The organism is Bacteroides sp. MSK.18.37 (assembly GCF_019129155.2).
GTDB lineage: Bacteria > Bacteroidota > Bacteroidia > Bacteroidales > Bacteroidaceae > Bacteroides > Bacteroides ovatus.
In genome coordinates, this window is the sequence record NZ_JAHOIB020000001.1 from 204,627 (window position 1) to 229,163 (window position 24,537).

Annotated in this window: 12 protein-coding genes; 6 read left to right on the forward strand and 6 right to left on the reverse strand. The window is 40.6% G+C overall.

Annotated elements, in window-relative coordinates:
• Positions 1 to 8: 8 nt before the first annotated feature.
• The 3 genes from KSX81_RS00840 to KSX81_RS00850 all read right to left on the reverse strand — a co-directional run bounded on the left by KSX81_RS00840 (position 9) and on the right by KSX81_RS00850 (position 8,502).
• Positions 9 to 1,904, reverse strand: a complete 1,896-nt coding sequence (locus tag KSX81_RS00840) for an FAD-dependent oxidoreductase (RefSeq protein ID WP_060451213.1) — start codon at positions 1,902 to 1,904, stop codon at positions 9 to 11.
• 103 nt (positions 1,905 to 2,007) lie between these two features.
• The gene (locus tag KSX81_RS00845) at positions 2,008 to 6,030 is read right to left on the reverse strand and encodes a two-component regulator propeller domain-containing protein (protein WP_060451212.1); all 4,023 of its coding nucleotides are present in this window, start codon (positions 6,028 to 6,030) and stop codon (positions 2,008 to 2,010) included.
• Positions 6,031 to 6,174: 144 nt separating this feature from the next.
• A complete protein-coding gene (locus KSX81_RS00850) occupies positions 6,175 to 8,502 on the reverse strand; it encodes a beta-galactosidase (RefSeq protein WP_004320039.1) in 2,328 nt (775 codons plus the stop codon).
• A 367-nt stretch (positions 8,503 to 8,869) separates the two neighbouring features.
• Between KSX81_RS00850 and KSX81_RS00855 the strand changes: the two genes are divergently transcribed.
• From KSX81_RS00855 to KSX81_RS00870, 4 genes are read left to right on the forward strand one after another with little or no spacing between them, the layout of a single operon-like run.
• Positions 8,870 to 11,215: a glycoside hydrolase family 2 protein gene (locus KSX81_RS00855; protein WP_060451211.1), complete on the forward strand. Its 2,346-nt coding sequence runs from the start codon at positions 8,870 to 8,872 to the stop codon at positions 11,213 to 11,215.
• Positions 11,216 to 11,226: 11 nt separating this feature from the next.
• Positions 11,227 to 12,747, forward strand: a complete 1,521-nt coding sequence (locus KSX81_RS00860) for a sulfatase (protein WP_004320042.1) — start codon at positions 11,227 to 11,229, stop codon at positions 12,745 to 12,747.
• The gene (locus KSX81_RS00865) at positions 12,744 to 13,562 is read left to right on the forward strand and encodes an SGNH/GDSL hydrolase family protein (RefSeq protein ID WP_004320043.1); all 819 of its coding nucleotides are present in this window, start codon (positions 12,744 to 12,746) and stop codon (positions 13,560 to 13,562) included. The genes KSX81_RS00860 and KSX81_RS00865 overlap by 4 nt, the downstream gene beginning before the upstream one ends.
• 34 nt (positions 13,563 to 13,596) lie before the next feature.
• Positions 13,597 to 15,081, forward strand: coding sequence for a sulfatase (locus tag KSX81_RS00870; protein ID WP_004320045.1), 1,485 nt, complete (start codon positions 13,597 to 13,599; stop codon positions 15,079 to 15,081).
• A gap of 91 nt (positions 15,082 to 15,172) precedes the next feature.
• On the opposite strand, the gene KSX81_RS00875 is transcribed toward KSX81_RS00870, so the two are convergent.
• The 3 genes from KSX81_RS00875 to KSX81_RS00885 form a co-directional block, all read right to left on the reverse strand.
• A complete protein-coding gene (locus KSX81_RS00875) occupies positions 15,173 to 15,565 on the reverse strand; it encodes a hypothetical protein (protein WP_004320047.1) in 393 nt (130 codons plus the stop codon).
• Between the two features lie 172 nt (positions 15,566 to 15,737).
• A complete protein-coding gene (locus KSX81_RS00880; protein ID WP_004320048.1) occupies positions 15,738 to 18,569 on the reverse strand; it encodes a hypothetical protein in 2,832 nt (943 codons plus the stop codon).
• Between the two features lie 837 nt (positions 18,570 to 19,406).
• Positions 19,407 to 20,852: an arylsulfatase gene (locus KSX81_RS00885; protein ID WP_004320053.1), complete on the reverse strand. Its 1,446-nt coding sequence runs from the start codon at positions 20,850 to 20,852 to the stop codon at positions 19,407 to 19,409.
• A 237-nt stretch (positions 20,853 to 21,089) separates the two neighbouring features.
• On the opposite strand from KSX81_RS00885, the gene KSX81_RS00890 reads away from it, so the two are divergent.
• Together KSX81_RS00890 and KSX81_RS00895 are read left to right on the forward strand one after the other, a co-directional pair.
• Positions 21,090 to 22,631: a sulfatase family protein gene (locus tag KSX81_RS00890; RefSeq protein WP_195637805.1), complete on the forward strand. Its 1,542-nt coding sequence runs from the start codon at positions 21,090 to 21,092 to the stop codon at positions 22,629 to 22,631.
• A gap of 79 nt (positions 22,632 to 22,710) precedes the next feature.
• The gene (locus KSX81_RS00895) at positions 22,711 to 24,537 is read left to right on the forward strand and encodes a right-handed parallel beta-helix repeat-containing protein (protein ID WP_004320057.1); all 1,827 of its coding nucleotides are present in this window, start codon (positions 22,711 to 22,713) and stop codon (positions 24,535 to 24,537) included.

Here is a 24,537-nt window from a genome sequence, read left to right on the forward strand (position 1 = left end):
TATTAATATCAATAACATCTAACCTCATAAAGTCTGATATGTGGACATCCGTAAGTTTCTTTCAAATTAATTCTTACCTTAGTCACTGACATTGCCGGGAAACTGACTGGAACAAATCTTTTTATATTATCAGTAATTTCACCCACAGTATGCCATCGTCCCTTAGAATAAACATCTACCGAGAATGTTTTAACAAGTTCAGGAGGCATACCAGGAACTTGATCAAAATTCTTTGCCGGATTCTTATGCATCATTATCTTTCTATGAAGATTTGTGTCAAACTTTATTTCTACACTCGACATTTCAACAGGCTTTTTCCACTCCAAGAACAACTTTTCATTCAAACCATCAGACTGCCAATGATGAATTTTATTTTCTTCATCTCTTGCTACACCATCAAACAAATTATGGACATCACCTGATGATGTAGAAGTAGCCCAAACTTTATCTACAGTTCGAGTTAGATCATTAGAGTCATTAGCCGGTCTGTTAGGAATATAGTAATCGTTTCGTAACATTCTTTCTTGAAGTTCATCAATATAAGAAAGATATATTTCGCGCGGATTTATATTTTTTTCTATACACATAGCAGTCGCCACACCAACAGCCTGTCCCATCATACAGCAAGTACCAATTATGCGAGTAGAGGATAGAGCCATATGCGACACACTAACATTACGTCCTGCAAACATTAAATTAGGAACATTCTTTGAATAAAGACAACGATAAGGTATTTCATACACTTTTTTAAAACGTTCGTGGAAATAACTCGGACGCTGATCCAATGACAAAATCCCACCCGGACAATGTTCATCTAAAGACCACCCTCCCCAAGCCACAGCATCATCGAAATGTTTATAGCTAAGCAGGTCTTTTTCAGTCAGAATATAATCACCCATAAAACGTCTTGACTCGCGCTTACCAGGAAGGGATCCCACCCATTCCAAGGCCAAATTTGCAGCCTCTGGATACTCACCTGAATTTTTGACATAATCCCACACTCCATAAAAATAGGCCATCAAATCATGTCTATTCTTTTCACGGTCTGCTATAATATCTTTAGGACTACCAAGCTCTACCCACCAAAACCCCTCCTTAAGGTTTTTGATTTTACGATCAACAGCCTTTGAAGCGTCAAACTTCTTTGTATAAGACGGCGGATAGAAAGGTACTGGACGCCCCATATCTTTGGTTATCATCATTATACTCTCCCCCATCATCCATCCGTCCGGTTCATCCGGAGCGTATTTCTCTCCAAATTCAGCTTTTCCTTCGCGTCCAGTACGATATTCGGCTCCTGAAGTTGCAGCAAAAAGCCCATCTCCAGAACAGTCAACAAAGATTTTAGCATTTATAACAACTTCTGTTTCGGTAGTAGATTGCCAGCAAAAAGCAGACTTTATACGTTCACCATCCATTATAGCCTTTATAGCCTGCGTGTTCAGCATTAGTCTCAGATTAGGTTGCCTTACTACATAATCATACAAAACATGATCCCAAATGGGATATGACTCTTGCGGATTGTATTTTTTATTTTCAAGAAGTATCTCTTCAATGATTCCGGTTTCACGTTCAACGGGATTCTTAGCTTTTAAAGTCTGAACCCCATTTACAGTAACTCTAATTTCACTTGAAGCATTACCCCCTAACACAGGACGGTCGTTTATAAGAACAACATCTGCGCCTTGCCGGGCAGCAGCTACCGCAGCGCTTATACCAGACATCCCAGCCCCTATTACCGCAACATCACAATTAACTGTTTTACTTCTCTCAGGTATTTCACTACTACCAGTTCCCAAGCAATACCATTTATGTACCCTTGTTGAATCAGAGACAGCCCTTGCCTGATTAATAAATATAAATGACAAGAATATGCCTAAAAGATAGATTAAACTTTTATTCATAAGATTATTAGGTTTTAAATTTCATATGCAAATATAATCTTATGAATAAAGGTTTGTGTAGCAATAAATAATTAATATGTATTTCAGAGTATTTAAGTCATTATCAGATTCTATTTACCACGCTTTCCTTATATTTACTCGGAGCAACTCCATATTTTTCTTTAAAGAGTCTGCTGAAATGAGTTCTGCTCTTAAATCCTGTCATCATACAAACTTCATTAACATTATATTCTTCTTTAACTAAAAGTTCCGCCGCTCTTTGGAGCCGGTAATTCTTCAATAATTCAAATGGAGAATCATTTGTAAGAGCTTTAACTTTTTGAAAAAATAATGAACGATTTACTCCTATTTCTTTTGCTAAAAGTTCCATATCAACACATTCATCATCAACATATTCATTAAATTTAGCATATAATGCACATATAAATTCATTGTCCTTTGCTGAAACTTCATTCTCGTTAGCAGCGATATTCAATGGTACACCAGATTGAAATCTTTCCCATAATTTAGCTCTATTATCTAATAATGTGCATATTCTGGTCAACACATGCTTAGGATAGAATGGTTTAGGAATATAAGCGTCAGCACCGGACTGTAATCCCTTAATCTTGTCATCTACTGTATTACATGCGGTCAATAGTATTACAGGGATATGGCTTGTCTTTAAATCTGATTTTATCACATTGCACAGTTCATTACCATCCATCTCCGGCATCATAACATCGCTTACTATTATGTCAGGCCACTCTTTATTCATACCATCCAGACATTCTTTACCATTAGCAAATGATTTGACTGTAAAAAACTGACCAATAATCTCAGTCAGGAAAGAACGCATCTCTGTATTATCTTCAACTAAATAGACCAAAAAACGTAAATATTTAGAATCTATCTCAATTGATTTTATATCCCAATCTCCAACATATAAATCAGTTTCACCTTCTTGCTCATTAGTTTCATCAATAACATCAGCCTCTGTTACATTTTGTATGATAGGTAGATTTACAGTAAAAGTAGAACCTTCTCCTAATTTGCTTTCAACACCAATATTACCTGAATGCAGCTCTATAAGACGTTTTGTGAATGCCAGACCTATACCTGTTCCTCCTATGTTTTTCAAGCCCTGATTAGAGGCCTGATAAAATCTATCAAATATATAAGGTAGGTCTTTTTCTGATATGCCATCACCTGTATCATACACTTTAATAGTTAAAAGTTGATCATGATAAGAAATATCTATACCTACTTTGTCTCTCTGAACGGTATGTTTAAAAGAATTGGTAAGAAGATTATTCAACATCTGCTCTATCATACTGTAATCAGCATAAACGTTTACATTTTTATTAGGATAGTTTACAACAAAATCTTTATTATCGTATTTTGCCATAAACATAAAATCTTCAGTAATATCTTTTAAGAATTTATTGAATGAAAACATACATGGTTTCACCTTTAACATATTCCGTTCATTTAATTGAAGTTCATGAGACAATTCAATTAAATTAAGCATCTTCTTAGCCTGTCGCTTTATTATAGCAAGCTTTTCTTTTACATCAATATCAAGTAAAAATCTTTCTGATAACACTGTAATAGGGGCAAGAATTAAAGTAAGAGGTGTTTTAAGTTCATGTGAAATATTAGAAAAAAATCTCTGTTTCTCTATATTCAACAATTCTAAACTCCTTTTCTGTATAGCTTCTTCTCGTAACTCATACTTTAATCTTTGAACACGCATAAGATTATACACAATAATTGAAATAAACAAAAGAGCCAGCAGAACATAAATCACATATGCAATTGCAGACCTGCTAAATGGAGGAGCTATGTTTATACCTATAGAAATGGGCTTAGTCCATTCATCAAATGAATTAGAAGCAGACAAAGAGAGTCTATAGTTATCGGGTTTAAGACCATTAAAAGAAAGTTTTTGATCTTTTGCCGGTATTTGAATCCATTCATCATTTAGCGGCTCAAGCTTATATCTTATAAAATGATCGGTAGCCACCTTAGAGTATAAAGCATCAATATCAAAAGAGATACTATTTTCATTATATTTAAGATTTAAAACATCATTATCAGACAGTCTTGAATCAATAATAATTCTATCATTATATATTTCATTCGGTAATATTTTATCACTCAATACATTAAAAGATCTAATATGTAATTGTGGAAGTTCCTCTTTATTGGGAAGCAAATCCGGATTAAAATAGCAAAATCCTTCAAATTTAGAAAAAACCAATGTTCCGTCATTCATCATAAAACTTGCGTACCAGAAATCATCAAAAGGAAGACCATCAGATGTTCTATAAACATGAAAAGAACCACTATCATTTCTATAAATGTTCAATCCTATATTAGTTGCAATCCATAAATTTCCTGATTTATCACCCAGTAAGCTTTTTACTACATTATTTGACAAACCATCTTCTTCTGAATAGGAAATAAACTTCATCCTTTGTCCATCCTCTTCTATAGCCCTACATAAACCTCCTTGTTCAGTTCCAAACCATAATATTCCACTTTTATCACGTATAATGCTTGACACAAAATTACTGGAAAGAGAATGTTTATCTCCTTTGTCAAACATATAATGTTCTATCTTGATATCCTTTATAGGTTTCTGTCTGTCAATATATAATTGATACATTCCTTGCACATCTGTTCCTACAAACATAGATGAAGTTCTACTATCCCAATACATTGCTCGTATCTTAGATATGCCACAAGAATCAAACATTACATTTTGATGTATCGATTCCACTTCGTCTATCTCATGGTCAGAAGTAAAAGAGATACGATAAAGATTATCTATATACCCTAACCAAATATTGCCCATAGGATCTGAATAAAAAATCTGAGGGGAGTCGTCTTTCAATAATAACAGCTTAACGTCCTTGTATTCTTTAAGTTTGGTATTCTTATCATAAGAGAACAATCGGTTCTCTTTAGTTAGAATCCACAGTCTGTCTAATGAATCTACATAAAAAGACTTAACATTGTTTTGTAATTCCTTACTAATGACAGAAGCAAATTCTGAGATTTTATTCTGTCTGAAATCATAAAGATAAAGAGATTTGTTATTTTTTACCAATAAGCCATCACCGTACGCGGCTACTTGATAAAATTTGAATCCTTTGAAATCAACTTTCTTGAAGATTTCATTTTTAAAGCTGTAAAAATGAATACCTCCATCGAATGTAGATATACAATAGCTATTGTCTAAAAACGATATCTCACTAATCCTTTTGTAGTCAAGTAATTTCATTTGATATTCAGAGTTACCGTCTGATGGATAAACCATTACACCATCATTTACAGTACCTATCCATATCCTTTCATTATCCTCCAATTCAAACGTTTTTATAGCACTTCCTATATTAAACGTATTATGTATTTTTATTTCAGAAAGAATACCATTGTCAACTACATGGCTGCAATCATATAGGATAGAGCCACTGCTTATATATATATTATTATTTCTCGACACTCGCAAACAAGAAGAGTCTTTTATCTTATCATTATTAATCTTGTATAATTCTTTATTAGTTGTATTATAACAAAATATTCCAATATTAGAAGACAAAAGATAATTATTGGCATCTATCGCACATAAATCATTAGCTTCAAGTCTTTTAGGATATGATATATTAGTAACTAACGATAAATTCATATCATACTCCAATATACCGTTACTTTCAGAAAGACAAATCATAATTTTTCTATGTTTGTCAAACATAATTCGTCGTATTATAAAATTAAAATTCGACTTGAATTCATTCTTATTGTCTACAGATAAACGATAGAACTTATATTTATCATAGTCAAAGACTGTAATTCCTTCATCGGTTCCAAGCCATAATCTGCCATATTCATCTTCTGCAATACACCTGATTCTATTGCTATTGAATAGATTCTCAGATAATGTGTTTTTGTATATCTTTACGGTAAATCCATTATATTGATTTAAACCATCGTATGTACAAATCCACAAATATCCTCTCGAATCTCGCATTGTTGCCGTTACTCCATTATGAGACAAACCATTAGAGATATTTACATTATTTATATTACATAATGATAATATATTTTCATTACTTGAAAACATACTAATAGCGGTCATCATAAATATTATATAGCACACAAAATGTTTCATAAAAGGAGTATAATAAGAATATTAAGTTATTTGATAACAAAACTAAATATTTTTATGGTAATAAACAAAAAAAGAGAATGTTCCCATTCTCTTTTTTTAATAGACATGATATTTCTATTCTAAACTCACTTCAAGCAATTGTACATCATTAGGTTTCAATACTATCTTTGTTGCAGATTTAAGGCCTGTGAGTACTTCGCTTACAGACTTGATATTTCCTTTAGCAGCAGACATACTGACTGTAGCATCCGACTTTCCTATATTAACAATGTTTACAATATACTTATTTTTATCTTTTGCTATAACTCTCCATTCGCATCCAGGCATGTTTCTGTCATTTGTTTCAGCAATAGAAATCATAGGCATTCCTTTATTTGATTTTACAGCAGCCAATGCCTCGTTTTTCATCTCATTTAGTGTTGACACTACAATAAGCTTACCTTTACCTTGTTTTAAGGTCAAATCAATCTTTCTGCCATACTCGTCAGTCTTGAAACTTTCGTTGTCAATAATGACAGTTCCACACTCGTCAAGATACTTCTGTACAGTTTCTATATCAGATTTGAAAGCATAAGGAGTCTTATATACTACTATTGCATCCCATTCATGAGGATTGTTTTTCAGAATTCCTTCTGTGGCAAATCCTATTGGAAGACCACTGAAATTGAGTTTCTCATAAATTCTTAATACATCGTTCATGTGCTCCGCTTTGTTTATAGACGATGCTTTAGTGTAGAAAATTCTCAAAGGCTTGCGCTGACGCTGGAACGACATAATGTAGTCCGACACGGAGTTCAGGTCTATCATTGTGGCATGCACTTCATTGACAATCCTCGGCTGGTGATTATTCGAAGCTGCGTAACCATTAGAGTCGGAATGACCTCTTGAAGACCCATCTTCTCTTCTGCACCAGTACCATGTCTGGGTTGCAGTAAGTCCATGAATGGTTGCCAACCAATAATTACCTCTGGCATATTCTTTTGTTTGATATAAATCTCTGTACTTGCCTGTAGAAAGCATATGTCCTTCGGTATTGAACATCACTTTGTCAGGACTCACTGACTTCATAAAGTCGTATGCCATACATATTTCCACCCAGTCAAATGCATAGTTTTTCTCCCAAGATTTAGGTTTTCCCCACATCCATGCACCGCATGAACTGGCATCGTTTCCTATTATCTCACTGTTTCTCGTAAGAGCTTCAAGGTCTATACCACTGTCACGCTTATTGTCTGACCAAAGATTTGGCATAATCTTGATATGAGTCTTAGCCTGTGGGTCGTATTTCCTGATTTCATTCTTCAGGAAAGAAAACCATTCTGTTACTCTGTCCATATTGAAAGCCATAAAATCAAAATACATTGGAGAACCCTGCATTGACGCTTGCATTATTCTCGGCCCGTCCACAGATGAGAAGTCTTTATAAGACGTGCTCCACAACTCGTTCAACCGGTCAATGTTACCATGTTTGTTCTTAAGCCATTTTCTGAATTCTTCATAAGCATATTCTGATATAGGTGCCGAAGCCCAAGTCTTCTCTATGCAGTTCCAGTGAGGTTCATTACAAAGCATATACCCCAAGCCTGTGTATTGCTTTCCTGCCATATACGGTACTGTACCTTTAATCAAATCAGAATTCACCTGCCTTGCAAGCGGATGGTTGATATCATACATTGTATATTTAATACCCGGACCATCTTTCACAGTAGGATCCTTCTTTTCTGCCCATTTCGGGAAGTTTGAATGATTCAAGAATACAAAACCTATACTTCCGTCTTCTTTTTCCTGCAGTTCATTAATGACTTTTGGGCTGATATCCCCTTTATTATTGATGACATTTGCATTTGTCATGAAGAATCCGTCAAGATTACCATGATATTCGATATACTCCTTTATACGAGGTTTCCATGTCCAGTCAGCAAGAAAGACAGGCTTGCCTTCGTAAACCAACATATCCTTATCAACTTTCACCTTAGTCCAATCCACAACAGGTGTAGGCAAGCGCTTGAGTTCCCCTCTCATCACCGCTTCAAGTTCTGAGATTGAAGAATTCATCATCTCTATAATTTCCTGTCGTTCAAAATCCGGAAGAAGTTTTGCATATTTTTCAGATTCATTCTTATACTTTTTCACCAATGAAAAGTTTTTCACATTAGCATCAATGTTATTTTCATCCCATTTAGCATATCCCATAAAAATTTCAGCCGTACGCAAAGCCGTCTCTTCTTTTAAAGTGTTTATGCCTGATTTTTTTGCTTTGGCTATAAGTTTGCGCAGTTCATTTATTTTACCCGAAGCTTCTTCTTCCTTATTTGAATTAGACAGAAATGATTCTGAGTATACATTATTATATAAATAATTGATACCTGCCGATGCATCCGAAGCAATAGTTAGAAAACCCGCAAATACAAAAGATTTAACTGTAGTAATTTTAAAATTCATGTAATTCTAAATTTTATGGTTAAACTATATTTTCACTAATGCAAAAGTATAGTAACACATAAAGCAAACGGTAGCTATAAGTATTTTAAATGTAGCTAAGGGTAATATATCAAAATCAACCATAGTAGATAATCGTTTAATTAAATAATAAGTAATGTACAGACTCCTTTATAACATTAAGTTCTTTCCTTATTTAGTTTGATACATGTCAAACGATAAAGACTCTTCATTATCTTCTGTTCAAGAGTCCATCATATATCTTCTTTTTTTTAAAAGATACTTATTATGTACTTAAAGATACATTATTATTACGTGAATTTTATTATTTTGCGGTAATAAAAAACCCTTATTTAATTATTTATAAACCATGAAACTAAAATCCATTCTATCAACAACGCTGGTCGCATCCTTACTCCTCTCATGCGGTCGGACTGGAAAAAATGACCAAACCGACTTTAACGGGAATTGGGCTTTCCACATAGTAGAGGACACTTTAAATTATCATATAGATTATTCAGCTACAGACTTCGAGACGGACAGCTGGGAGAACGTAAGATTACCACATACGGCAAACATAGAACCTCTCGTGGTGAACGACCAGTGGCAGGGAATATGCTGGTACCACAAAACCTTCGACATTTCAAACTTCAGCAAAGAGAAGAAATATTTCATCGAGTTTGAAGGTGCTATGAACGTGATTGATATTTGGATAAACGACAAGCATCTGAAAAAAGACATGGGAGGATATCTGCCTGTGGCTGCAGATATTACGGACTATGTGAAAGAAAAGGATAACACTATACGCGTAAGGCTGGACAACAGAGACAATCCTACTACAGGACCGAAACCGCTTAAGATTTTGGACTTCAACATGTATGGAGGGCTCTATAGAGAGGTGAACTTCATAGAGAAAAACAATATCTACATTTCTAATCCCTCGATTGCAGATATAGAAGCAGGAGGAGGTGTGTTCATTACATTCCCTACAGTGAACGAGAAAATGTCTGAAGTGAAAATACAGACTCACGTGATAAACGAGGGGGAGAATGACAAAGGAGCAAGAATAAAGCATGTGATAAAAAAAGGAAACGATATAGTAGAAGAGGTTACGGCAGACATAATCCTGAGAAAAGGGAAGCAGGGGAATACGTGGTGCTACACGGTGGAAATGGACAGCCCTGCGTTGTGGTCACCTGACAGCCCTACGCTCTACACATTGGAGACTACCATCTATGACGAGGACGGAATGGTAATGGACAGAAATACGGAGAGATTCGGGATAAGGAAGTTCGAGTTCAAGGACAATCAGCTTTACATAAACGGAAAAAAGACTTACCTGCGTGGGGTGAACCGCCATCAGGAGTACCCATACATAGGCTATGCACTGTCCGACAATGCACAATATAGAGATGCATATAAGATAAAGAAAGCTGGGTTTGATTATGTTCGCCTGTCTCACTATCCTCATTCGCCGGCCTTTATGGATGCATGCGACGAGTTAGGTCTTGTGGTGGCAGATGCTATATTGGGATGGCAGTATTTTGCCGACAATGATGCATTTCGCAACCAGTGTTACCGCTCGGCTCGACAGTTGGTACGACGGGACAGAAACCATCCGTGCGTGATGGCATGGGAAGTATCGCTCAACGAAACAAAGATGCCTATAGATTTCATGGAGGTTTTAGACAGTATAGTACATAAGGAATATCCCGGCGAAAACGTGTATTCATGCGGATGGATGCCTGAGGTATATGACATTTATTTCCAGGCAAGACAACACCGCATACTCCACAAGGACAGGATGACATTCGACAAACCGTATATAGTATCTGAATACGGCGACTGGGAGTATTATTCCAATAATGCTGGGCTGAACCAACACAAGATGCCGAAGAACATGAGACTGGAATTTTCGAGCAGGCAGTTCAGAAAGAACGGAGAAGAAAGACTGCTGCGCCAGGCTCGCAATGTGCAGGAAGCGCATAACGATAATATGAACATTCCTGCTACAGGTGATGGATACTGGGTGATGTTTGACTACAACCGCGGCTATCACGATGACATAGAGGCTTCGGGGGTTATGGATATCTTCCGTTTACCGAAATTCGCATACTACTTCTACAGCAGTCAAAGGGATATGAAGTGCGAAGAGGACTGCGTGCTGAAAATAGCGTCTTATTGGAACAGCAAATCTCCTACAGACGTGAAGGTATTCAGCAATGCGGATGAGGTAGAACTCTATCTCAACGGAAAGCTCATAGGTAGACAGAAACCAGATAGTGATGCAATCTCAACAAACCTGAAGCATCCACCATTTACTTTCAAGACCAGAGGGTTCGAGAAAGGAGAGCTCAGAGCTGTGGCTTTCTGCAACGGGAAAAAGGTGCTAGAAGACTCAGTAGTTACTCCTCAAGCTCCAGTAAAGCTGCATTGCGACATAGACATCAGCGGAAAACCCATTGAGGCAGGATGCAACGACGTAGCATTCGTGTATATCTCTGCCAGAGATGAAAACGGTACAGTAAACCCAGACTATGAGGAGTTTATCGATATCACACTGCCTGAAGGCATAGAACTGATGAATAGGGACGGAGTGAAAGCTGAAGCTGGTATAGCCACTGCTCTGATACGGATTGGTGAAAGAAAGGGAAAGGCAAGAATTATCGTAAGCGACGGACAACTTAAGGGTGATATGGAAGTGGAAATAAGATAATCTATTAGACTATGAACAGAAAAATTAAAGTAACAACGGCAGCCGCCTTCATAGGCATGACGACTGCCGCTCAAATTCAGCAAAAGCCCAATATCCTTTGGATTATGGCGGAGGATATGGGACAGGACCTGGAGTGTTACGGAATGAAGGCGGTGCGTACGCCTAACCTGAACAGGATGGTTGAGGAGGGGGTGATATACCGCGCAGCGTGCTGTACGGCTCCCATAAGCTCGCCAAGCCGCTCGGCTATGATGACGGGGGTGCATCAAACAGTAATCAATGCTCATAATCACAGGAGCAACAGGGATGTGCCGCTCGGCGATGGGGTGAAGCCCATCACTTATTATCTCAGGGAAGCGGGGTATACGTGCATATTGGGCAACTCGAATGTCATGAACAAGGGTAGAAAGACAGACTGCAACTTCAAACATACACCGCTCGGAGAATGGAACGGAAAAAACAAGTTCGGACTGTTCGACAAGTATGATGAGTTTACGCCGGAGGACCAGCCGTTCTTTGCTCAGGTGCAGCTTGTGGTGACGCACAGGGGGGACTGGTGGAAGAGGGTAACAGCGGGGTCGGAGCATCCGGTGAACCCGGACAGTGTGGAGCTGCCTCCTTATCTGCCGGACGATGCGAGGGTGCGCAGGCAGTGGGCTTCGTATCTGGATCAGGTGGAATATATGGATAATGAGGTGGGGATGCTCATGGACGAACTGAAGAGGAAGGGGATGATGGATAATACTATCGTGTTCTTCATTGGCGACAACGGAAGATGTGAGGTGAAAGGCAAGGGTTATCTGTACGAACCGGGGGTGAAGATTCCGATGATTGCGTGGGGAAAGGGCATCAGGCCGTCTGAGGTGAAGGAACTGGTGAGCACTCTCGACATATCGGCCACTGTTCTGGACCTGGCCGGTGCGGAGATGCCTGACTATCTTGACGGCAAGCCTCTGTTCGACCGCGCTACGGGCAAGGCTGCAAGGGGACGCGACACGTTCTATGCCGCACGCGACAACTGGGACGAGATAATAGACTGTATGCGCTCCATTAATACCGAGAGGTATAAGTACATAAGGAACTATATGCCGGAGAAGGGATGGGACGAGCATCAGCAGTATTTGGAGTTTCACCGTCCGGCTATTCATGTGCTGAGAGAGCTGAAAAAGGATGGCAGGCTGAGCAGTGTGCAGATGCAGTTCATGGAGGAGAAGAAACCGGCCGAGGAGCTGTATGACCTGAGGAACGACCCACACGAGACAAGAAACCTTGCCGGATTGCCGCAGTATGAAAACGTGCTGAAGGATATGAGGTTCAGAATGGACAGTTGGCAGAAGAGGCATAAGGACTGCGGACTGAAAGACATGGACAGAAGGGTGCCGGAGGATATGGGCGACGTGAGGGGTTATGTGATGAGGAACTATCCGGAGGAATGGAAGAAGCTGACGGACGGGGAGATTTGTGACAAGTACAAGAAATTCGCGTCGGAAGCAAGAAAGGACAGTAAGAAAAATAAAAAGGAGAAGAAATGAAGACGCTGTGCTTGTGTATTGCGCTGCTGATGTGTGCGCCGGGTGTAGCATCGGCAGCGGAGAGGGATACGCTGACGGTGCTGCTAATAGGCGACAGCACTACGAAGGGGGCGACTCCGCGACGGGTAAAGCCGGACGGGATTCATCTGGAGGAAATGATAGAGCAGCTTGCGGCATTGGAGCCTTCGATGCCGGCTGTAAAGGTGATAAACAGCAGCCGTGGTGGAGAAACGGCTCTCTCGGTGGTGGAAAGTGGACGGTATGAGGAGGAGATAGCGCCTCTGAAGGATAGAAAACCGGATTATATCTTCGTGAGGTATGGCATAAACGACTGGTTCAAGTGTAAAAACCTGAAGAAGGAGTTCCCCGAAAACCTGAAATCGCTGCTGAGGAGGATTGAGGGGGATTTCGACGGGTCGAGGCTTGTGGTGATGACGATTGTGCCTTTCATGCCGTTCGAGGAATGTGAGGTGGTGAACGGACTGATAAAGGAGGTGGCGGAGGATATGGGGCTGCCTCTGTTTGATATCTATACGCCCTATAAGGAGGCTGTGATGAAGTCCGGACCGAACACTTATCATGTGAGGAGGATTGACCTTGAGAAGGTGGACAAGAAGTATCACGAGTGGCTGAAGCCTTTCACGTATGACTATACGCAGAAGGGCAGGACGCGGAAGGTGGTGCTGGCGGACGACAACTCTCTGGACCCTATCTTAGGAAGATACAAGGAGTGGTACTACGACCATCATCCGAACCTGGCGGGATATCATCTCATAGGATTTGAAACTGTTGAGTTTCTGAAGTCTAACAACTAACAAATAAAATCTAACAACTAACAACTAAAAAACCATGCTTAAAAACAAACTGACTCTACTCCCCTTGCTTGCGACTTCGGCAGCGGTGATGGGGGAAAACGAACAGCCTAACATACTGTTCTGTATTGCCGACGACGCTTCGAGAGAAAGCTTCGGAGCTTATGGAGGAAGAAACTGTAATACTCCGGCTATCGATGCTCTGGCATCGGAAGGAGTGGTGTTTACAAACGCTTATACGCAGAACCCTAAGAGTGCTCCGTCGAGAGCGTGCATCCTGACGGGGAAATACTCGTGGCAGCTGAAGGAAGCTACCAACCATTTTCCGCATTTCCCGGCGGAGTTCACACTCTATCCGCAGGTGTTGATGGAGAACGGTTATTACGTGGGGTATACGGGCAAAGGTTGGGGTCCCGGAACGTACGACACAAAGGACAACCCTGCAGGACCGGAGTATAACAAGCTGACGGTGAAGGACAGACCGGCAAAGGGTATCTTCAACACTGACTACTCGGGCAACTTCAGGGCATTCCTCGACGATAACAAAGAGGGAAAGCCTTTCTGCTTCTGGCTGGGTTGTAAGGAACCGCACAGATTCTACGAGAAGGACTCATGGAAGAAGAACGGGAAGAGCATCGACAGCGTGTATGTGCAGCCTTTCTATCCGGACAACGAGATAGTGAGGGGGGACATAATGGACTATGCCGTGGAGGTGGAATGGTTCGACAAGCATGTGGGCGAGGCGGTACAGATTCTCAAGGAGAAAGGTATGCTGGAGAATACCATGATTGTAGTGACATCAGATCATGGCATGCCGTTTCCTCGTATCAAGGGACAGATATATGAGGAAGGCTTTCATGTGCCGTTCATAGTATACTGGAAGGGTAAGGTAATGGGCGGACGCTCGGTAGACGACTTTATCGGTTTCCACGACATCGCTCCTACCCTGCTGGAGGCTGCACAGATAGACGGAAACTTCGGCATGACGGGAAAGAGCTTCATAAACCTGCTCACATCGAAGAAAAGCGGACGCATAGACAAGAAGCGCGACCATATGATTCTGATTAAGGAAAGACACGATGTGGGACGCGCCAATGAGGATGGAGTGAACTTGGGTTATCCGGTGAGAGCCATAAGAACGGACGAATATCTGTATGTGGTGAACTATAAGCCGGAAAGATGGCCGGTGGGAAATCCAGAGTATGACTACAGAAACTGCGACAACTCGCCTACGAAGTCGTACCTGACGGGACTGAAACCAGGCGACAAGGATTACCGCTACAACGAAATGGCGTTCGCAAAACGCCCGGGCGAGGAGTTCTACCTCATTAAGGAGGATCCACACTGCATGAAGAATCAGGCGTTGAACCCTGAATACAGAAAGGTGATGGACAAGCTGAGAAAACGTATGGAGAATGAGCTGAAGAGAACCGGCGACCCGAGAATGTACGGCAAAGGGGATATCTTCGACAAGTATCCGTATATGGGTAAAGCTCTGGACTATAGCAAGAAAATTAAATAATAAGGCTTCAGTTACGAGTTGATAAGTAGACGAGTTGAACTATGTTACCGCCTGGATGGCAGCCTTGTCAACTCGTCTAATTGTCGGATTGCTACCTATTAAGATACTCAAAATCTATAAATCTCATCGAACCGGCAGGGACTTCTATCGTTATGATGTCTTTGCCGGTTTCTATTTCTTCGCCCGTAAGAATGTCTGTGGCCTTGATAGGTCTGGCATTCTGAAGCATTATTCTTGCCTTAATCTTCGAGGGCGAGACGTATCCGGGGTCTATGAGCAAAAGGCGCGAGTGGGTGTCGTCTATCCTGAACAGACTCCATGAGGCTCCTTCGACGAGCATCGGGAGTTCACGGGAGGTTTCAGCTACTGTTACCGAATTTCCGCACCAGTGCACTCTGGCTTTACTTAGCACTGCATCGTTGTTCATAGGTGTGTAGAGGGTAAGGTTGTAATCTAAGCTGTTCACTTTTTCAAGGCAATTCATTTCTTCCCCGCCTGTTTGGTGCGCACACGTCGCGTATGGCTCCAGTCTGTGGAACTATGTTTTCGAGTGCGGCATGTAATAGCCCGGTCGGACTTAGGGTTGCACATACAAACCTACAATCAGCCGGACTAATTAAAGTTTTGAATCGTTTATCTGGTTATGTATCAAACATTTACATAAAAGGTTTCTGCAGCTCTATATCTATGAATCTGAACATGCCACACGGAACGGTGACATCGAACGAGCTGTCCTTGACGCTGTAGGAAGTTCCGTCGAGTATGTCGCTGACTTTCTTCACTGCGAGATTGTTGAGCGTTACTTTCACCTTTCTGTCCATCGGGGCGAGATATCCTCCGTCGACAAGAGTGAGTCTTAAGTGGGTAGGCGATACCTGAGCCACCACCCATCCTGTCTTTTCACCTTTTACGAGCACCGGCAGTTTCTTCGCTCCTTCTTCTATGTCCTTCTTTATCTGCTTGTAGAACTCATCGGCTTTAAAACGCTGCTTTCCGTCGGCAGAGAGATAATCCACTCCGTCGGTGATGTATTCCTTCATTATGGATTTGTAGAAAGGATGCAGATTGTCCGCAAGATTGCCTCTGACAGAGTTTTTCTCTCTCAGAGCCTTGTTCTGTACGGGTGTGATGAGCACCATGCCGTTAGGATAAGTCGGGATGGAGTTCTGTCTTCTGTCTGTCACGCCCGATGCATAGGTGGAGAAATCCCATGGAGTGAGCGAAGCGCCAAGCCATGAGGCGTTCATATGGCTGAACACTTTCGGCTGTGTCTCCTCTCTGTCCTTGTCGAAATATATCCACCATTTGTGGTCTTCGGCCTCAGTAAGATAGCTTTCCTGCGGATTATACATGCTCAGATGAACGGGCGAGATGCTCAGTATCTCATTTCGCTTAGGAACGTATAGGGCTTCCTTGGCAAGCAGTTCGTATGCGAGGCTTGCATGGTATTCCAGTGTCTCATTGTCTGACTCTGCTGTGTTATGAATGTATTTTGCTCCGCAAGCAAGGCTGTAGACGGTCTTTCTCAAAACATGATTGGAGAGTTTCTGTGATGAGAACTGACGCGAACGGTCGAAACTTGGATCATCGCGCGAACAGCGTACCCCCCATCCGTCAACACTTCCGGCTGTCCATAGCCCCATACGTCCGGCTATACTCAAATCCTGCGTCTTGTCAGTTGTTTCTTCCAGGATAGGAATGACTTCGGCTGCATATTTACCTGAAACGACCGGCTCCCAATCTTTAGTGTAAACCTGTCCTTGCCAGAATACATTCTTTGCACGGAAAGCCACGTTAGACTTTATGGTACCCATAAATTCCACCAGCGGATAAACCTGATTTTTCATTACGAACCCAAAATCCTTATCTGTATGGTTCATTTCCGGATATATGTATATGGTCTTTTTCCCATCATGCTCATATCCATACGATGCAATTTCCTTAAGCACGTCAAGAGAATAATACAACGGATCATTCCCATGGCCTGCCCACGTTGAAATACCTTTCACTCCATCATACGACGGAGTGAAATAATCAACTATTTCCTTTGCTGAACGGTCATACTTGTTTCTTCTGTCCCTTGAATTAAGATATATGTTTCCTTCATAAAGTGGTAATCTCCACGAAGATTCCTGATTATGTCCTCTGTTCCATGGCGAGCCTAAAAGGACGAGGGATTTAGAGTCATCAAGTTCTTGGAATATAGGCTCTTTTGAACCCTCAAATCCGGTGACACAGACCGGCTCGCGCTGCCATTCGGGCTTTCTGAAGTTCTTCAGCTGTTTTCTCACCTCAGTGGTGTAGTCCATTATGCGCTGTATGTTTCCCTCCGGCATCAGATCTTCATAGTCGTACTTCCACGAGGACTTTCCGGTGTCGATAATATGGATGCAGCTGCCTCCGTCCTGACAACTTGCAAGTATGATATTACCCTTGTCGTCCTGACACATATCATTATAGGCAAATGTCGTGAGGAGTTTGTCCTTAATCTGTTTTGAATATCCTTCCGAGGAAAAGAAAACCATTGCATTTGACGAAAGCACTCCATAGTCATAGCCCGATTTGCCGTATAAGATGAAAGGCTGGTTCACTCTGTAGGATACTTTTCCTATATTCTTCTGCTGTATGGGATACGAAAATAATTTGGCATGAGTATAAGTATCGGAGAACTCTATTCTTCCGAACTCGTTGCCGTTGAGCACCGACGAGCCGAACAATACCTCATATGTGCCGTCACCATCAGGGTCGGCCACACGCACATCGCCCACCGTACCTTTCTGCTTCAAGGGTTTTGCCACATACGAAAGCACCTTGTCAGTCAAAGGTTCCATTACATAAAACTCACCCGAGGACTGCATGTGATTGTTCGAGCCATGGAGTAAGAGCAGGTCGTTCTCCCCGTCTAAAGGAATAGGACGGAGGAAATTCGCTATATGCAGAGAATTGAATTTCTTGTCAATCTTGAAGACCTTAGCCTTGGAATAGTCCCTGCTCGAGAGTTTCTGTACGAGTTTTCCAGTCACGGCATCGAGATAATAACAGTCTGTAGAGAAGTCACCGCAGACTACATATGGCTTGTTCTCCTTCTTCACTACGCACACGGAATACATCGGAGTGCGATGTACGCCATCATAAGGAGTGAATGTCCATTTTATATTACCTTTCAAATCAAGACATACCACTCTACCGCTAGCATTGGCTGCAAAGATTTCCTGCTTGCCGTCGGAGTCTATATCAGCACACCACAGGTCATGGTTCATGCTTCCGTGGCCAACATCTGTTCTCCACATGATGTTGCCCTTATAGTCGGTGGCAAGGACTACTCCGTTATAATCCGAGCCGATAATTATATTATCATTCCCCCGTTTGGCTATACGCACTTTCATCACGATATTCCCTTTTGTGTCTATTGAGCTTATATTACCTGCCGACACCAATGCAGGCATGACACTGACAAGCAGTGCCGTAATAAAAGATTTCTTTCTCATTGTTTGTACAATATTAATATGTTGAATTCACCTCAATAAATGGAGCTTAATTTTTAATATCAAATTTTAATTTAGTACTTTGAATTTATACTATTTTAAATAGTTTTTTAACATCATTGTATCATAATATTAAATGATATGGAAAATTTATATGTTCAAGAAAAGTCCCTCTGCTAAACACTTTGATATGTTCAATAAATCTTCTGGTATGATGTGTTCTCTTTTAAGCCGATACTGAGATAACATTTCTAAATGGAATAAAAAGCCCAATGAAGAAATAACCTTAACGATTCCCGAAGCAATCTTCAAACAGTTTGTTTACTGAAGGTAATGAAGAATACAATAACGGTCATCCCAATGCTTACAATCATATTATTGTAGCCACATGTGTGAGAAAGGAAGGATACGGGTACAGTGATAAGTTTGCATGTTCTTTATCGCCGTTACTCAGTCTTATTTGAAAAGACAAATAGTGCTCCTGTATTGGAGTCCATCACGTACTTCGCTAATGAATCTGAGAGTATGAGAAGAAAGCCAGTATAAATTTGTTTGAAGAATGCTTCAAAAGCATAACTAATAAATAGTTATGATCTAATAAATATTCTGGATGTCCTTTAAGGAGGGGCATATTTTGTGTTTTTAGAGTTTTTTTTAATTAAAAACATTTAGTATTTTATAGTACCGCTTGAACCGTATAACAAAAATTTACTTACTTATTAAAGCGAACTCATTTACTAACATTTTTATATTAAATTTTACAAACTACTTGCCATATGGCAAGTAGTAATGTTATCCAAATCCTTTTACCTTAAAAGCCACTAAAACCTTAATATAACATTATTTCTTTCTCTCCGAAGCATAAAGCGGATAATTATGATTCACAGTATGTTCCCTTTTCATAATCTCCATCGCCTTGGCTGCGATTTCCGGATTGAGAGCAGCCACATCATTCACCTCAGCCACATCGCTACTGATATTGTAAAGCTTCAGAGGTGCATCCTTGTCCTTAAGCAGCCCTGTACGTATAGCCTTCCAATCGCCCATTCTTATAGCCACGTTCCCCTGATGCTCCCAATAGAGGAATTCGTGAGCTTTCTGCTCTCCACTCCCAGTAATGACAGGCAATAAAGATATACCGTCAGTTTTGTCTACATCCACTCCAAGCAGATCCGCAAATGTAGGCATGAAGTCATAAAAGGCACCAATATGCTGCTCTACGGAGCCGGCTTTAATCCTGTCACCCCATTTTATAATCATAGGCACTCTGATGCCACCATCCGTCATACTCCTTTTATATCCGCTGAAATCACCATTGCTATTCCAAAAATCCGGGTCGGCTCCGCCCTCAAGGTGAGGTCCGTTGTCGCTGCTGAATATCACTATCGTATTATCGTCTATTCCGAGTTCTTTGAGCAAACCTGTCACATCGCCAACATACTTGTCCACCCTTGACACCATAGCAGCAAAAGTGGCATGAGGTTCCGGCTGCGAGCAGTAAGCTTTCACATCGAAGTCCGGATCTCCATATTCCGCACCTTCTTTGTCTGCCACAAAAGGAGTTTCCGGATACTTTCCTCTATACTTTTCAATAATACTATCCTCAGGAACCAGAAGTTCTGCATGTGGCTGTATCACGGGAATAAATGCAAAAAAAGGCTTATCTTTATTAGTTCTGATAAAATCCAGGGCTTTTTCATGTATCAGATCAGGAGCATAAACTGTCTTGTTTTTGGTATCATTCCCCTCTAAAATGACTTTTTCCTGATTATGCCAAAGATGAGAAGGATAATATCTGTGAGCCTGTCTTTGACAGTTATATCCAAAGAACTCGTCGAATCCCTGATTATTAGGATCTCCTTCAGATCCAGGGAAGCCAAGACCCCATTTTCCGAAAGCCCCGGTGGCATATCCATTATCCTTAAACATGCGCGCAATGGTATATGTCCCCTCCGCCATCGGCAACTGGCCTTCACCTTTCAGTTCTCTGTTACCTCTAACTTGAGCATGGCCTGTATGAAATCCTGTCATCAGCGAACACCTTGACGGTGCAGACACCGTACATCCGGCATAAAACTGAGTAAACTTCATACCCTCGGAGGCAAGAGCATCTATATTAGGAGTAGTGAATTTCTCCTGTCCATAACAACTCACATCGCCATATCCCAAATCATCAGCCAGGATAAATACCACATTAGGGCGACTCTCTAATTTGTTCTTTTCGGACACTGAACAAGACGCCAGCATACAAAGAGCAAATAATGATGTAAAACTTTCTGTTTTCATAATTTTTAAAGGTTATTGTTTTTCTTCGAACACAAAAATACCAATACCATCATATTAATATGTATTTATAGGTATATTTATCGTATCTGCAGGTACAGGAATGTATCTTTAAGCAATTGAGAAACATAATAATACCTACAGATACATCTATTATACAACAAGATACCCACAGTATGGATTTACAATTTATATTTGCAGATATAAAAAAAGGGAACAAATTCTTTAAAATATTTTATCATGAAAAATTATTTATTATTCAGTTCTGTTTTGGCTCCTTTAGCCATAAGTTCGACTGCATGTTCTTCAACAGAGAAAACAAGCAAACCGAATGTAATAGTAATCCTTGCGGACGATTTAGGGTACGGCGACGTCAGCGCATATGGAAGTAAAACCATCTCTACACCAAATATTGACAAATTAGCGAATGGAGGTGTTTGTTTTACTGATGGGCATGCCACTTCTGCTACATCAACACCTAGTCGCTATGCGATGTTTACAGGTTCATACCCATGGAAAAACAAGAATGCCAAGATTCTTCCGGGCGACGCTCCTCTTCTGATTGACACAGCACAGTTTACAATGCCGAAAATGTTCAGAAATGCAGGATATACTACGGCGGCAATTGGCAAATGGCATCTTGGAATGGGTTCGGGAAATCCGGACTGGAACAAGAGAGTAACTCCCGGGGCAAATGAAATAGGTTTCGATTATTCATGTCTTATAGCAGCGACAAACGACCGTGTACCTACAGTCTATGTTGAAAATGGTACAGTAGTCGGACTTGACCCTGAAGACCCTATTCAGGTGAGTTATGAAAAGAATTTTGAAGGAGAACCTACAGCCATAGACCATCCGGAAATGCTGAAAATGCACTGGGCGCACGGACATAACAATTCAATAGTAAACGGTATTCCCCGTATAGGCTATATGAAAGGTGGAGAGAAAGCTAAATGGGTGGATGAAGATATGGCTGATTATTTCGTAGGTAAAGTAATGAATTTCATTGACGAAAACAAAGAAAAACCATTCTTCCTTTATTATGGACTTCACCAGCCACATGTACCACGCGCCCCTCACCAGCGTTTTGCCGGCAAAACGACAATGGGACCTCGCGGAGATGCTATTATAGAGGCAGACTGGTGTGTTGGCCAACTGATAGAGAAGCTTGAGAAAGAAGGCCTGTTGGAAAATACTTTGATAGTATTCTCGAGCGACAACGGCCCGGTACTTAACGACGGTTACAAAGACCAGTCACCGGAACTTGTTGGCGACCACAAACCGGCAGGCGGATTAAGAGGAGGTAAATACAGTCTGTTCGAAGCAGGAACAAGGGTTCCATTCTTTGTCTACTGGAAAGGTCATATCAAGCCGGTCAAATCGGATGCCCTTATTTCGCATATGGATATGCTTGCATCATTTGCCGAGCTGATAGATGAAGAAATTCCTGTAGGACTTGACAGCCAGAACTTCTTACCGGTGTTCATGGGAGAATCTACTGATGGTAGAGAATCATTTATAACTGAAGCAATGGGCCGCCTTGCATACAGAAAAGGCGACTATGCACTTATACCTCCATACAAAGGTGAAAAGGTAAACAAAACAGGAAATGAACTCGGAACTGTCGAAGATTTTGCTTTATATAACCTGAAAAATGATTTTGCCCAGAATGAAGATTTGGCTGCTAAAGAAGGCAAAATGCTTGAAGAAATGAAGGCCGAATTCCTAAATTCTGTAGGAAAATACTACAATCCGAATAAAAAAGGAGAAACTCTAAAATAAATCTATTACTGCCGGATAGTGGAGATAATCTTTACACTCCACTGTCCGGATATTTATTCTTAAAATAATTCAAAAATTTATGACTATACCCAAAATCTGGAAAAGAATTACATTTCTGTCTGTATTAACACTGATAACAAATTCATATACAGCTGCAAAAGAAATCATCAACATTCCGCTACAGAATGGCGAGGTAACTATGAATATAAGAATGGCTATAGAAAGTGCGAAGACAGATGATATAAAAATAGTACTTGAAAAAGGAACATATTTCTGCAAGCCGGACTATGCAACAGAAAAATACTGTGCAATAACAAATCACGGCAATGGTTCAAAGAAAATCATATTCCCTATCAAAGGCTTCAAGAAAGTGGAAATAGAAGGCAACGGAGCTACCATCTTATGTCATGGTCAGTTATTCCCTTTCCTGATAGAGGAATGTAATGAAGTGAATATATCAGGCATTACCATAAACTGGGACATACCTTTTACATTCCTTGCTGAAGTCATAGACATCAATCGCAAAGAAGGATGGAGGGAAGTAAGACCATTAAGGGATGGTTTCTCATGGAAAATAGAGAAGAATAAAATAATGTTCCCTAACATTGACGGATTTAACTATTCCATATTAGGCAGCACATTGCCTTTCGACAAGGAAAAGAAGAAAGTAGTAACCGGTGCACAAGATATGCACAGTGACCCGTCAAAGGTGGTGGAGCTTCCTAACGGAAACCTGCGTATATACGAAAAACAAAAATACTATCCACCAATCGGCTCACTGCTAAGCTCTAAGGGCGACAGAGAAAAGGACAGATATGCTCCTGCATTCGATTTTAAGGAGTGTCAGAACATCACTCTCAACAACGTAACGGTACATCATGCCCTAGGTATGGCATATCTTTTCGAACGTTCTGAAAACATAAAAATAAGAGGTTGTAAAGTTGTTCTTCCCCCTAATTCAGACAGAGTAATCTCATCTACTGCAGACGCCACACATTTTGCCAACTGTAAGGGAGATATTCTGATTGAAGGATGCACATTTGAGAATATGCTTGATGACGGAACTAACGTACATGGCACATATGTGGAAGTAAACAAGATTATCGACTCCAAAACGATACGAGTAGCTCTGAAACACTTCGAACAGTTGGGATTCAAATTTGCTGCCCCCGGCGACGAGGTTTGGTTCATAAAGTATCCGTCACCGGCCAGAGCTGAAACAAATACAGTCACAAAAATCAACATCATTAACGAAACATACATGGATCTGACTTTCGCCAATGCTATTCCGTCTGATTTGAAAACAGGAGATGTAGTGGAAAACAAAACATGGAATCCGACATTTACAGTGAGAGGATGTACTATAAGAAACCATAGGGCAAGAAATCTCATTCTGAAAACCCCTTTGAAAACTGTTATTGAAAACAATAATCTGTCATCAATGATGTCGGCAATACTCTTCAGAGGCGAAACATTCTTCTGGTTTGAATCCGGTGCTGTAAACGACGTGACAATCAGAAATAACAAGTTCAAGAACTATGCCGACTGCGGAAAACCTCATGCCGCAATATACATCACTCCACGACTTGGCAAGAACTTCGACCAGACTGAGTGCTACGACAAGAACATCAATATCATAAACAATGAGATTGACGGATTTAATCCGAGAGTGGTATGGGCGGACAGAGCAGAAAACCTTATTATCAAAGGCAACAGAATAAACCTTAACAATGAGGAAAAAGCCCCGTTCCCTGACGCACCGGTTTTCCAGTTGGAGAATTGCAAAAATGTCACAATCGAGGATAATATACACACAGGACTGAAACCGGCTAAAGTACTGGAAGCCGACAAGAAATCAAGAGAAACTTTGAAAATTAAAGGAAATAAAAATCTGAAATTCGAATAA

Excerpts from the sequence above, each read along its gene's own strand:
- KSX81_RS00840 (WP_060451213.1), bottom strand. The coding sequence starts at position 1,904 with ATGAATAAAAGTTTAATCTATCTTTTAGGCATATTCTTGTCATTTATA.
- KSX81_RS00845 (WP_060451212.1), bottom strand. The coding sequence starts at position 6,030 with ATGATGACCGCTATTAGTATGTTTTCAAGTAATGAAAATATATTATCA.
- KSX81_RS00850 (WP_004320039.1), bottom strand. The coding sequence starts at position 8,502 with ATGAATTTTAAAATTACTACAGTTAAATCTTTTGTATTTGCGGGTTTT.
- KSX81_RS00855 (WP_060451211.1), top strand. The coding sequence starts at position 8,870 with ATGAAACTAAAATCCATTCTATCAACAACGCTGGTCGCATCCTTACTC.
- KSX81_RS00860 (WP_004320042.1), top strand. The coding sequence starts at position 11,227 with ATGAACAGAAAAATTAAAGTAACAACGGCAGCCGCCTTCATAGGCATG.
- KSX81_RS00865 (WP_004320043.1), top strand. The coding sequence starts at position 12,744 with ATGAAGACGCTGTGCTTGTGTATTGCGCTGCTGATGTGTGCGCCGGGT.
- KSX81_RS00870 (WP_004320045.1), top strand. The coding sequence starts at position 13,597 with ATGCTTAAAAACAAACTGACTCTACTCCCCTTGCTTGCGACTTCGGCA.
- KSX81_RS00875 (WP_004320047.1), bottom strand. The coding sequence starts at position 15,565 with ATGAATTGCCTTGAAAAAGTGAACAGCTTAGATTACAACCTTACCCTC.
- KSX81_RS00880 (WP_004320048.1), bottom strand. The coding sequence starts at position 18,569 with ATGAGAAAGAAATCTTTTATTACGGCACTGCTTGTCAGTGTCATGCCT.
- KSX81_RS00885 (WP_004320053.1), bottom strand. The coding sequence starts at position 20,852 with ATGAAAACAGAAAGTTTTACATCATTATTTGCTCTTTGTATGCTGGCG.
- KSX81_RS00890 (WP_195637805.1), top strand. The coding sequence starts at position 21,090 with ATGAAAAATTATTTATTATTCAGTTCTGTTTTGGCTCCTTTAGCCATA.
- KSX81_RS00895 (WP_004320057.1), top strand. The coding sequence starts at position 22,711 with ATGACTATACCCAAAATCTGGAAAAGAATTACATTTCTGTCTGTATTA.